The organism is Stenotrophomonas maltophilia (assembly GCF_023518235.1).
Classification (GTDB): Bacteria; Pseudomonadota; Gammaproteobacteria; order Xanthomonadales; family Xanthomonadaceae; genus Stenotrophomonas.
In genome coordinates this window covers 3,082,437-3,094,792 of the sequence record NZ_CP090423.1, presented here as the reverse complement: position 1 = coordinate 3,094,792, position 12,356 = coordinate 3,082,437, and the positions used below count along the sequence as shown (strand labels likewise).

Sequence of the window (12,356 nt, the reverse complement as noted above, 5' to 3'; positions counted from 1 at the left end):
GGTGGCAATGGACGGCATCCAGGATTCCCTTCCGGTGCAGAGCCCGCAGGTGCGGACCCTGTTGTTCACCGACCTGTGCGACTCGCTGCAGCTGGTCGAGCGCATCGGCGACATCAGCGCCGCTGAGCTGTTCCAGCAGCACGACCGGCTGGTGCTTGGCCTGCAGCAGCGCTGGAACGGCCAGCTGATCGATCGCTCCGACGGCCTGTTCATGCTGTTCGAGCGCACCATCGATGGGGTCGGCTTCGCCCTGTCCTACCAGAGCGCGGTGGATGCGCTGGGCCGCGAACGCGGCATCGTGCTGCGCGCGCGCGCCGGGCTGCACGTGGGCGATGTGCTGCTGTGGAACAACAGTGCCGAGGCCATGGCCCACGGCGCCAAGCCGGTGGAAGTGGAGGGTCTGGCCAAGCCGATGGCCGCGCGGCTGATGCAGCTGGCGTGGCCGGGGCAGGTCCTGCTGTCGGCCAGCGCGGAAAAGATGGCGCGCCGGGCCAGCGGCGAACTGCCGTGGGCGGCCGATGAGCTGCGCTGGAAGGACCATGGCTGCTGGCGGTTCAAGGGTATCAGCGAGCGCCAGGAAGTCTTCGAGATCGGCCTGCGGGGCAGTGCGCCGCTGCGCAGACCGCGTTCGGGCGAAAAGGCCTGGCGTGATCTGCCGCTGTGGCGGCGCCCGGCCGCCCTGGTGACCGAGGCTGCGCTGGCGTTGGCGCTGGGCGTGCTGCTGTGGACGCTGCTGCGGCCGGCACCGGCCATCGCCTTTGCCGAGCGTGACTGGGTGATCGTCTCGGCCGTGCACAACGCCACCGCGTACCCGCAGCTGGACAGCAGCCTGGAGCAGGCGCTGTACATCAGCCTGGGGCAGTCTCGGTTCGTCAACATCCTCAGCGAACTGAAGGTGCGCGACACCCTGCAGCTGATGCAGCGGCCGCCGCAGGCGCGTCTGGACCGCAGCCTGGCCATCGAAGTGGCGCTGCGCGATGGCGTGCGTGCGGTGCTGGTGCCCAGTGTGCTGGAGCTCAACGGCAAGGTGCGGGTCAGTGTCGAAGTGGTCGATCCGCGCAGCGGGCAGACCGTCTACACCCGCTTTGCCGACGGTCGCGGGCTGGATTCGATCCTGGCCTCCACCGACCACGTGGTCGCGGCGCTGCGCACGGACCTGGGCGAGGCCCTGCGCGATGTCGGCCGCGACCAGCGGCCGCTGCCGACCGTGGCCACCGCGAACCTCGATGCGCTGCATGCCTATGCCAAGGGCGTGGACGCCACGGCGGCAGCGCGCTATGACGACGCGCTGATGTTCTTCGAACAGGCCACCCGGCTCGACCCCGGGTTCGCCTTTGCCTATGTCGGGCAGATGAACATCCAGCACGCCAAGGGCAACCTGGAGCAGGCCGCCGCGCTGTACCAGAAAGCGGTCAGCCAGCGTGCGCACCTGACCGCGCGTGACCAGCTCTACCTGGACGCGTGGGCCGCCGATTTCCAGGGAGCTCCGCCGGCACGCATCGCCGACCGCTGGCGGATGCTGACCGAGCTGTACCCGGATGATCCGGCCGGTTGGATGAACTACGCCAAGATCCTCTACACCCAGGGTGACTACGACGGCGCCCTGGCCGCGGCGCAGCCGTTGCTGGCCCGGCAGCATTCTCGCCGTGCACTGGTGCTGGTGTTCGTGGCGCGGGTGCAGCTGGCGCGTGGCGAGATGGCCGCCGCCGAAGCCGCCCTGCGTGGCGCACGTCTGCATCCGGGTTGGAACGGGGATGCGATGGAACCGCTGCTGCTGGCCCTGTCGGGTGATTTCGATGCGGCCAATGCCGGCTTTGCGGCAATGCGGTCCTCCGGGCTGGGAGCGCGCATGCTGCGTGCGGCGGTGCTGGGCATGCAGGATCACCGCAGCGAAGCGGCCAATGACATGCAGCAGGCGGCTGCGCAGTGCACGACCGGCTCGGGTCTGTGCGACATCCTGGCGTTGCAGGCGCTGGCCTGGCGTGGCCAGCAGCCGGTGTCCGCCGCGTCGCAGGCCTACCAGCAGGTGCTCGACCGGACATTGCAGGCGGTTGATCGTTCGCAGCCGGCGCCGGCACGGCGCAACGCATTCATCGCGCTTGCCGCGGCCTACCACGCCGTGCGCGCCGGTCAGGGCGCGGTGGTGGCGCAGCGACGGGAGGCGTTGCAGGCGCTGCCCGAACGCGATGCAGACCCGCGCCTGCGCGAGCTGTGGAACCTGTTGCAGGCGCGCATCGCGCTCGACCAGGGCCGGCTGGCGCAGGCCCAGTCGCTGCTGGCCCAGCAACCTGCTGCGAGCCTGTTCCAGTGGCGGGTGCTGCAGATGGACCTGGCCACGGCCAGCGGCGACCACGCCACGGCCCTGCGCCACGCACAGTGGCTGCAACGCCACGTAGGCCTGGCATTTGCCGAGGATGTTGGCGACTACGCGCTGCTTCCACTGAACGCGATGGACGTGCAGCGGTTGACGGCGATCCGGCCCGCGCCGCTGGCGGACAAGGGCGCGTCAGCCGCGCCCTGAGGCCGGTTTACTGATCCAGGCCCGGCAGGCCATCTTCGAACAGGAACGGCACGGTGAACGCGGCGCGCACGTCCAGCAGCTGGTGCATGCGCGCAGCGGCCTTGGCGAACTCCGCCTTGCCGCCCAGCGAGGCCAGGGGTGTATGGCAGGCGCGCACGGTTTCCTCGTCGGCGCCGAGCGCTAGCAGCGCCTGGCCCGGATCCCTGGCAAATTCGGCACGGAAGGCATCATCGCTGGACAGCCGGTCCAGCAGCTGCCGGACAACGTCGGCGGAGAGGGGCGAAGCAGACATGGGATACGACCGCAAGGTTGGGAAAATGGAAATATCGGCGGCAACGCCGCGAAGTTGATGGGCGTGCGCGCGTGCCACGCTATGATCGGCGCCCTGCACAACCGTGGGATGCCATCGCGATGAGATTCCGTCGTTGCCGGACGCTGTTCGTCGAGCCGGTGGAACGCCCCGCCTTCAACCTGGATGCGCTGCTGGCCGGTGGTACGGGCGTGCAGCTGCAACCGGTGCTGCAGGTACACGCCGCGCATCTGCCGACCGTGCAGGTGATCGATGCGGCCAGTTGTGCATGGTTGCTGGCCTGCAGTGCCGAACGCTGGCAGTCGTTGCCGCAGGCGCCGGAGGCACGCAGCCGCGTGCTGGCGCTGCTGCAGCAGGGGCTGCTGGTCAGCGATGACCCGGCCCACGCCGAGGTGTTCGCGGCCGAGCAGGAGCTGCGCGACAGCCACTGGTGGCCGCTGTCGGCCCTGCATTACCAGCAGTCGTGCTGGGACGGCGTGGACAGCGTGCAGGACATGGAGCAGCACCAGCTGGTGACGGCCCGCGATCTGGTGCGCAGCTTCGGCCACCCGCCGCCGGAAGCGCCGCCGCGGTTGCCCGACGCGGTGCCGCTGCCGCATTGTCAGGATGACCCGCTGCAGCCGCTGTTGCAGGCACGGGCCACCTGCCGCAACTTCGATCGTGCCCGCGCGTTGCCGCTGCCGTTGCTGGCGCGGGTGCTGCAACAGGTGCTGATGGCCCAGGCACAGGTGGAAACCGATCCGGGAGTGCGCTTCCTGAAGAAGAACGTGCCCTCGGCCGGCAGCCTGCATCCGCTGGAAGCCTATCTGCTGGTGCGCAACGTGGAGGGGCTGGCGCCGGGCCTGTACCACTACCACGCGCTGGCGCATGAGCTGGGGCGGCTGCCCGGCCCGGTGGACGATCCGGCAGCATTGGGCCTGCGGCTGCTGGCCGGGCAGCACTGGTTCGCCGATGCGCCGGTGCTGCTGGTGCTGGTGTGCCGGTTCGAACGCAACTACTGGAAGTACCGCAACCACGCCAAGGCCTATCGCGCGGTCACGCTCGATGCCGGGCATGTCTCGCAGGCGCTGTATGCGGCCGCGACCGCACAGGGTCTGGGCGCGTTCGTCACCGCCGCCATCAACGAAGCCGAGGCCGGGCGCGCGTTCGGGCTGCGGCCGATGGCCGAAGGCGCGCTGGCCATCTGCGGGCTGGGCTGGCGCAAGGCCGAAAAGACCACCGCGGAACTGGATCCGGGTGGCCACGTGTGGCCGCTGCCGGGCTGACGGCCAGCGGCCTGCGCTGTCGCCGGGCCACAGGGCCCGGCCACGCCACCCTCAGGCGGCCTCGAAGTCCACCAGCACCGCACCATCACCGACCTGGTCGCCGGCCTTGGCGCGGTAGCCCTTCACCGTGCCATCGGCCGGTGCCTGCAGGGTGTGCTCCATCTTCATCGCCTCCAGCACCACCAGCGGCGTACCGCGCTTGACCTCGGTGCCGGCCGCGACCAGCGTGGCCACGATCCTGCCGGGCATCGGTGCCAGCAGGCTGCCAGCGTCGGCCACGGCATGGTCCGATTCACCCACCGGATCGTGCAGGGTGAAACGATGCTGGCCATCGGCACCGAACAGGTACAGCTGGTCACCGTCGCGCAGCAGCTGCAGTGTCCAGCGGCGCCCGCCCAGCTGCACGGTCAGTGCGTGCGCGTCGGCCGTGCCGATGGCCAGTACCGGCGCGGCGTCATCGCACTGCACGCGCCAGCCGTCAGCCTGCGCCCACACCTTCAGGCTGTGCCGGCGCTCGCCCTGCTGCACTGGCAGCACGCGTGGCGCACGGGCACCCAGGCGCCAGCCGTCCTGTGCCTGCCACGGCGAATGCGGATCGCGTGCGTCGGTGCTGGCGCCCGCGGTGCTGGCCACCGCCGCCACCGCCGCCAGCAGCCAGAGTGCGTCGTCGCTGTCGCCCAGCACGCTCAGTGCCGCCTGTTCGCGTTCGATCAGCGCGGTATCCAGCTTGGCGTGGGTGAACGAATCGGTGTTCACCAGCCGGCGCAGGAAGCCGGCATTGGTGGTCACGCCCACCACCTGGCAGTCGGCCAGGGCCTGGCTCATGCGGCGCAGCGCGGCATCGCGGTCCACGTCCCAGACGATCAGCTTGGCGATCATCGGATCGTAGTACGGGGTGATGCTGTCGCCTTCCTCCACGCCGGTATCCACGCGCACGTTGGCCGACGGCGTCGGCAGGCGCAGACGGCGCAGGGTGCCGGTGGAGGGCAGGAAGCCGCGGTCGGCATCTTCGGCGTACAGACGCGCCTCGATTGCATGACCGTGAATCGCCAACTGTTCCTGGCGCAGCGGCAGCGGCTGTCCGGCCGCCACGCGCAGCTGCCATTCCACCAGGTCGGTACCGGTGATGTACTCGGTCACCGGGTGCTCGACCTGCAGCCGGGTGTTCATTTCCATGAAGTAGAAATCGCCCTCCGGGCCGGCGATGAACTCCACCGTGCCCGCACCCTCATAGCCCACCGCGCGCGCGGCATCGACGGCGGCCTTGCCCATCGCCGCACGACGCTCGGCGCTCATGCCCGGTGCGGGGGCCTCTTCCAGCACCTTCTGGTGGCGGCGCTGCACCGAGCAGTCGCGCTCGAACAGGTACACCGCATCACCGTGGGAATCGCCGAACACCTGGATCTCGATGTGGCGCGGGCGCTCGACGTACTTCTCCACCAGTACGTGATCGTTGCCGAACGCCGAGGCCGCCTCGCGCTGGCAGCTGGCCAGTGCATCGACGAAGTCCTCGCTGCGCTCGACCTTGCGCATGCCCTTGCCACCGCCACCGGCGCTGGCCTTGATCAGCACCGGGTAGCCGATGGCATCGGCCTGTGCACGCAGGAAGTCCGGCGCCTGCTGGTCGCCGTGGTAGCCCGGGGTTAGTGGTACGCCAGCCTGGGCCATCAGTGCCTTGGCGGCGCTCTTGTCGCCCATCGCGCGGATGGCGCTGGCCGGCGGGCCGATGAAGGTGATGCCGGCGACGGCACAGGCATCGGCGAAGTCCGCGTTTTCGGACAGGAAACCGTAGCCGGGGTGAATGGCCTGTGCGCCGGTCGCGCGTGCGGCGTCGAGCAGGGCATCGCCGCGCAGGTAGCTCTCGCGTGCGGCGGCCGGGCCGATGTGGATGGCTTCGTCGGCCAGCCGCACGTGGCGCGCGTTGCGGTCGGCATCGGAATACACCGCCACGGTGGCGATGCCGAGGCGACGGCAGGTGGCGATCACGCGGCAGGCGATTTCGCCGCGGTTGGCGATCAGGATCTTGGTGAACATGGCAACGGGCTTCATGGGAGCGTGCTCGGTCATGGCATGGGTTACATGCGGAACACGCCGAAGCGCGTCTGCTGCGGGGCGGCGTTGAGGCTGGCCGACAGCGCCAGCGCCAGCACCCGGCGGGTGTCGGCCGGATCGATCACGCCGTCGTCCCACAGGCGGGCACTGGCGTAGTAGGGATGGCCCTGGTGTTCGAACTGCTCGCGGATCGGCGCCTTGAACGCATCTTCCTCCACGGCCGGCCATTGCCCACCCTTGGCTTCGATGCCATCGCGCTTGACCGTGGCCAGCACGCTGGCCGCCTGTTCGCCACCCATCACGCCGATGCGCGCGTTGGGCCACATCCACAGGAAGTTCGGCGAATAGGCGCGGCCGCACATGCCGTAGTTGCCGGCACCGAACGAGCCGCCGATCACTACGGTGAACTTGGGCACCTTGGCGCAGGCCACCGCCATCACCAGCTTGGCCCCGTCCTTGGCGATGCCGCCCTGTTCGTACTTGCGGCCGACCATGAAGCCGGTGATGTTCTGCAGGAACACCAGCGGGATGTTGCGCTGGGTGCACAGTTCGATGAAGTGCGCGCCCTTCAGCGCCGACTCGGAGAACAGGATGCCGTTGTTGGCGATGATGCCGATCGGGTAACCGTTCAGATGCGCGAAGCCGGTGACCAGCGTTGCGCCGTAGCGCGGCTTGAACTCATCAAAACGCGAGCCATCGACCAGCCGCGCGATCACTTCGCGCACGTCGTAGGGCTTGCGCGTGTCGGCGGGAATCACGCCATACAGTTCATGCGCCGGCAGCAGCGGCTCTTCGGGCGCCTGCACCGCCATCGCCGGTTCCGGCTTGCGCCAGTTCAACTGCGCGATGATCGCGCGCACCCGGGCCAGCGCCTGCAGGTCGTTGTCGGCCATGTGGTCGGCGACGCCGGAAATGCGCGTGTGCACATCGGCGCCGCCCAGTTCCTCGGCCGTCACCACTTCACCGGTGGCCGCCTTCACCAGCGGCGGGCCGCCGAGGAAGATCGTGCCCTGTTCGCGCACGATCACCGTTTCATCGCTCATCGCGGGCACGTAGGCACCACCGGCGGTGCAGCTGCCCATCACGCAGGCGATCTGCGGAATGCCCTGCGCCGACAGGTTGGCCTGGTTGTAGAAGATGCGGCCGAAATGGTCGCGGTCGGGGAAGACCTCGTCCTGCAGCGGCAGGAAGGCGCCACCGGAGTCGACCAGGTAGATGCACGGCAGGTGGTTCTGCTCGGCGATCTCCTGCGCGCGCAGGTGCTTCTTCACCGTCATCGGGTAATAGGTGCCGCCCTTGACCGTGGCGTCGTTGGCCACGATCACGCACTCCACGCCGCTCACCCGGCCGATACCGGCCACCACGCCCGCCGCAGGCACGGCATCGTCGTACATGCCATGGGCGGCCAGCGGCGCGATTTCCAGGAAGGCGCTGCCCGGGTCGAGCAGGGCGTCGATGCGGTCACGCACCAACAGCTTGCCGCGTGCGGTGTGCTTGGCGCGCGCCGCCTCGCTGCCGCCCAGGGCGGTGCGGGCCAGGGTGGCGTGCAGGTCGTCGACCACCGCCTGCATCGCTGCGCGGTTGCCTTCAAACGAATCGCTGCCCGGTTGCAGCTGGCTGTTCAGTACGGTCATCGCGGTGGCCTTACAGGGTGCGCTGGAACAGTTCGCGGCCGATCAGCATGCGGCGGATCTCCGAGGTGCCGGCGCCGATTTCATACAGCTTGGCGTCGCGCCACAAGCGGCCGGTCGGGTACTCGTTGATGTAGCCGTTGCCACCGAGGATCTGGATCGCTTGGCCGGTCAGCCAGGTCGCCTTCTCGGCGGCGTACAGGATCGCACCGGCTGCATCCTGGCGGGTGGTACGGCCCTGGTCGCAGGCGCGCGCCACGGCATAGACATAGGCGCGGCAGGCGCCCAGGCCCACGTACATGTCGGCGATCTTGGCCTGGATCAGCTGGAAGCTGCCGATCGGTTCGCCGAACTGGTGGCGCTCGTGTACATAGGGCATCACCACGTCCATTGCCGCGGCCATCAGGCCCAGCGGGCCACCTGACAGCACCACGCGCTCGTAGTCCAGGCCGGACATCAGCACGCGCACGCCGCCGCCCACCGCACCGAGCACGTTCTCTTCGGGAATCTCGCAGTCCTGGAACACCAGTTCACAGGTGGGCGAGGAGCGCATGCCCAGCTTGTCCAGCTTCTGTGCGGTGGAAAAACCCTTCATGCCCTTCTCGACCAGGAAGGCCGTGATGCCCTTGGCGCCGGCCTCCATGTCGGTCTTGGCGTAGACCACCAGCACATCGGCGTCCGGGCCGTTGGTGATCCACATCTTGTTGCCGTTGAGCACGTAGCGGTCGCCGCGCTTGTCCGCGCGCAGCTTCATCGACACCACGTCCGAACCGGCGCCCGGTTCGCTCATCGCCAGCGCACCCACCTTGGCGCCGCTGCACAGGTCCGGGAGGAAGCGCTGCTTCTGTTCCTCGCTGCCGTTCTTGCGCAGCTGGTTCACGCACAGGTTGGAGTGCGCACCGTAGGACAGGGCGATGCCGCCGGAGGCGCGCGAGATCTCTTCCATCGCCACCACGTGGGCCAGGTAACCCATGCCGGTGCCGCCGTATGCTTCTTCCACGGTCAGGCCGAGCAGGCCCTGTTCGCCCAGCTTCGGCCACAGTGCCAGCGGGAACTGGTTGGTCGCATCGGCCTCGGCGGCGAGCGGGGCGATCTCGGCGGCGGCAAAATGGGCCACGCTCTGGCGCAGCAGGTCGATGTCTTCGCCAAGATCGAAGTTCAGGGATGGCACGTGCATTGTGGTGGCTCCACGGCGGGATGGCGGGAAATGGACGCACCCGGCGGGGGAGTGGATGGCGGTGTACAGGACCGCCATCCACACGGGCGATGGCCCCAGCGTAGCGGGGTTCGGGTAAGAAGTGAATACGAATTCAAAAATTGAAACTAGAATCAGAACATGGCCTACAAACGCTCTGCATTGATGGAAGAACGCCTGGCGGGCGCCCGTGAACGGATCCTGCTGGCGACCCGCGCGCTGGTCGCCACCGGCGGCTGGCGCAACGCCCCGGTGACCGCCGTGGCGACCCAGGCGGGGGTATCCACCGGGCTGATCTACCGCCATTTCCCGTCCAAGGCCGAGCTGTTCGTGGAAGTGCTCAACGCCGCGGTGGCCCATGAAGTGGCGATCATGGAGCGCATCGCGCAGGGTCCGGAGGCCGCCAGCGAGCGGTTGCGGCTGGCGATCACCGCCTTCGTCCGTCGCGCCCTGGCCGGGCCGGGGCTGGCACATGCCTTCATCGTCGAACCGGTCGACCCGGATGTGGAAGCCGAGCGCATGCGCGGCCGGCGCGCGTTCGGCGATGTGTTCCTGCGGCTGGTGGAAGAAGGCGTGGCGGCCGGTGAGCTGCCGGCGCAGGACGCACATGTGGCCGCCGCCTGCTTGGTCGGTGCATTCACCGAAGCGATGGTCGGCCCGACCGCGCCCAGCCGCGAAGCGCATCGCGACGAGGACGCACTGGTGGACGCGATCTGCAGCTTCTGCCTGCGCGCGATCGGCGCCCCCGCAAGCCGGTAGAGCCGGCCGCTGGCCGGCTGCTGTTGCCGGGGTCAGATCCCATTTGCATGGCAAAAGCGATCTGACCCCGGCCCCTGCATGTTGCGTCGCACCAGCAGTGACGCCTGTTGTCGCACGCGGAGCGCGTTCTATACTCGGCCCATCACGCAGTCGCTCAGCCGTGGTCCAACGACTATCAGCCAGGGGTAACGAAGAGTGCGGAATTACGATCTGGAGTTCCTGAAACGCTTCTCCATGGTGATCGCGCTGTTGATGGCCATCACCCTCGGCCTGATCCTCCTTGCCGCCTACATCCACACCCGGATTCCGCCCGAGGTGTCGCCCACGGCAGCCAAGCGCACCGAACAGCGCATCTCGCCCACCGGCGCGGTCTATGCCGGCAGTACCGGCGCCGCTGCGCAGGCCGCGGCCAAGGCCGCCGCACTGGCCAAGGCCGCCTCGCAGGTGGCCTACGGCGGCACCAAGGACGGCAAGGTGATCTTCGACAACCTGTGCACGGCCTGCCACACCACCGGGGTCGGCCAGGCCCCGACGCTGGATCACGCGCACTGGGACAAGCGCCTGGCACAGGGCAAGGACACCCTCTACAAGCACGCCATCGAGGGCTACACCGGCCCCGACGGCGGCATCATGCCGCCCAAGGGCGGCAACCCGGCACTGACCGAGGAGCAGATCCACGCCACCGTGGACTGGATGCTGGGCAACCTGAAGTAGACGGTAGTGCCGGCCGCTGGCCGGCAACCACGCATCGTAGGAAGATCATGAGGTTGCCGGCCAGCGGCCGGCACTACCCCGGTTTTGCCCACCACGGCCAAAACCCCGCTGCGCAAGCGGGGTTTCGCATTTCGGGGTTAGTCTGTGCCCCCTCTTCCCTGGAATCGCCCGTCGATGCGCCGCCGCTCCCTTGCCCTTGCCCTGTCCCTGCTGTTGCCGGCCAGCGCCTTCGCCCAGGCCCAGCCGCAGGCCGCACCGGCCCCGGTAACGCCGGCCGCGCGCGGCAGCGCCACCGTGGTGCTGACCGCCGCGCCCTCGGACTGGCGCGCGCTGGATGGCCAGCGCGTGCGCATCGCCGCGCCGCTGACCCTGGCCGGTACCGACGGCCTGGAACGCTTCGGCGAGCTGACGGTGGCCTTCGACGGCCGCCTCTGGCAGCCGACCGAAGTGGCCGCGCCGGGCACCGCGGGCAGTGAGCAGGTGATGGCCGACAACCAGCGCCGCCGCCTGCTGCTGGACGACGGCAACGATGCCCGCGACCCCGGCAGCGTGGCTTATCTGCCGGGCAATCCGGTGCTGCGCACCGGCATGCAGCTGCGCAACGTGGAAGGCACCGTGCGCGTGGACGCACAGGGCCGTGCCCGCCTGCAGGTGGACGGCGCGTTGCAGCTGCCGGAACTGCAGCGCCCGCCGGTGCCGAAGGTGCCGGGCAGCCTGCAGATCGCCGCGTTCAACCTGGAGAACTTCTTCAATGGTGATGGCCAGGGCGGTGGCTTCCCGACCCTGCGCGGCGCGCGCACGCTGGACGAGCACAAGGCGCAGGTGGCCAAGCTGGTGGCCACCATCAGCGCCCTGGATACCGACATCGCCGCGCTGATGGAACTGGAAAACGACGGCTACGGTCCGCAGTCGGCCATCGCCGAACTTCTGGCCGCGCTCAATGCACTGCCGCGCACCGACCCGAACGACGAATGGGTGGCGGTGGATCCGGGCGAAGGCCCGGGCACCAATCCGATCCGGGTCGGCATCATCTACAAGCGTGGGTCGTTCAAGCCGCTGGGCAAGCCGCTGACCCGGACCGATGGCCCGTTTGCCGAACACAGCCGCGCGCCGCTGGCGCAGGCCTTCCAGGGCAAGGGCGCGCCGTTCATGGTGGTGGCCAACCACTTCAAGTCGAAGGGCTGCCGCGATGCCAGCGGTGCCGATGCCGACCAGAACGATGGCCAGGGCTGCTGGAACGCCACCCGTGTGGAATCGGCGCGCCAGCTCAACCAGTGGGTGAATGGCGAAGCCGCGCGCCTGAAGGTGAAGGACATCGTGCTGCTGGGCGACTTCAATGCCTACGCGATGGAAGATCCCATCCGCACCCTGCATGACCTGGGCTGGCAGGACGCGTTCAAGGTGGCCAAGGTCGAGCACCCCTACAGCTACGTCTACAACGGCTACAGCGGCCGTCTTGACCACGCGCTGCTGAGCCCGGGCATGGCCAAGCGCCTGCGCGGTGCCGCCGAATGGCACAGCAATGCCGACGAGCAGGACGCCAGCGGCTACCAGGGCCGCAACGTGCAGGGCCCGTGGCGCAGCTCCGACCACGACCCGCTGCTGCTGGGCTTCGACAAATAAGGTTCGCCGGGGAGCTGCTCTGGTAGGGATCTTGATCGGCACGCATGCTGCCGTTGCTTCTGATCTACCAGTCCGCCTTCAAGCGAGCCGAGCATCGCAGGTGAATCAGGGGCGAAGAGGCGCCGATGTCTGAGCGCAGCGAGTTCGGCGCCGTCCCCTGGTTCACCGAGAAGCGCAGGGGACCGGTGCACAGCACCGGCTCGCGATTGGCGGCGCGTTTCTTTTGGTTACTTTTCTTTTCGCGCGAAAAGAAAAGTGACATCCCACCGCGGGCGCGGAAATGGCC

Annotated in this window: 9 protein-coding genes; 5 read left to right on the top strand and 4 right to left on the bottom strand. The window is 68.8% G+C overall.

Annotated features, from left to right (window positions below; translation table 11 throughout):
* Window positions 1–7: 7 nt before the first annotated feature.
* Entirely contained in the window at window positions 8–2,521 is a 2,514-nt protein-coding gene (locus LZ605_RS14575; RefSeq protein WP_249842244.1) for a putative peptide modification system cyclase, read from the top strand.
* 7 nt (window positions 2,522–2,528) lie between these two features.
* Here the strand turns inward: LZ605_RS14575 and LZ605_RS14570 are convergent, their stop codons facing one another.
* Window positions 2,529–2,813, bottom strand: a complete 285-nt coding sequence (locus LZ605_RS14570; RefSeq protein ID WP_107231458.1) for an NHLP-related RiPP peptide — start codon at window positions 2,811–2,813, stop codon at window positions 2,529–2,531.
* 119 nt (window positions 2,814–2,932) lie between these two features.
* On the opposite strand from LZ605_RS14570, the gene LZ605_RS14565 reads away from it, so the two are divergent.
* Window positions 2,933–4,096, top strand: a complete 1,164-nt coding sequence (locus LZ605_RS14565; RefSeq protein ID WP_249842243.1) for a putative peptide maturation dehydrogenase — start codon at window positions 2,933–2,935, stop codon at window positions 4,094–4,096.
* A gap of 51 nt (window positions 4,097–4,147) precedes the next feature.
* Here LZ605_RS14565 and LZ605_RS14560 read toward each other — a convergent pair whose 3' ends face one another.
* Genes LZ605_RS14560 through LZ605_RS14550 form a run of 3 tightly spaced genes read right to left on the bottom strand, consistent with a single transcriptional unit; the run spans window position 4,148 to window position 8,956 of the window.
* Entirely contained in the window at window positions 4,148–6,163 is a 2,016-nt protein-coding gene (locus tag LZ605_RS14560; protein WP_423172564.1) for an acetyl-CoA carboxylase biotin carboxylase subunit, read from the bottom strand.
* Window positions 6,164–6,171: 8 nt separating this feature from the next.
* Complete coding sequence (locus LZ605_RS14555; protein ID WP_249842241.1) at window positions 6,172–7,782, bottom strand: carboxyl transferase domain-containing protein; 1,611 nt, start codon at window positions 7,780–7,782, stop codon at window positions 6,172–6,174.
* A gap of 10 nt (window positions 7,783–7,792) precedes the next feature.
* Window positions 7,793–8,956 (bottom strand): isovaleryl-CoA dehydrogenase, encoded by a 1,164-nt coding sequence (locus LZ605_RS14550; protein ID WP_107231462.1) that lies wholly within the window; start codon window positions 8,954–8,956, stop codon window positions 7,793–7,795.
* A gap of 159 nt (window positions 8,957–9,115) precedes the next feature.
* Here LZ605_RS14550 and LZ605_RS14545 point away from each other — a divergent pair, with 159 nt between their 5' ends.
* The 3 genes from LZ605_RS14545 (at window position 9,116) to LZ605_RS14535 (ending at window position 12,070) form a co-directional block, all read left to right on the top strand.
* Window positions 9,116–9,733, top strand: a complete 618-nt coding sequence (locus LZ605_RS14545) for a TetR/AcrR family transcriptional regulator (protein ID WP_249842240.1) — start codon at window positions 9,116–9,118, stop codon at window positions 9,731–9,733.
* Window positions 9,734–9,928: 195 nt separating this feature from the next.
* The gene (locus tag LZ605_RS14540) at window positions 9,929–10,447 is read left to right on the top strand and encodes a c-type cytochrome (RefSeq protein WP_057497004.1); all 519 of its coding nucleotides are present in this window, start codon (window positions 9,929–9,931) and stop codon (window positions 10,445–10,447) included.
* 174 nt (window positions 10,448–10,621) lie between these two features.
* Complete coding sequence (locus LZ605_RS14535; RefSeq protein WP_249842239.1) at window positions 10,622–12,070, top strand: ExeM/NucH family extracellular endonuclease; 1,449 nt, start codon at window positions 10,622–10,624, stop codon at window positions 12,068–12,070.
* Window positions 12,071–12,356: the final 286 nt, after the last annotated feature.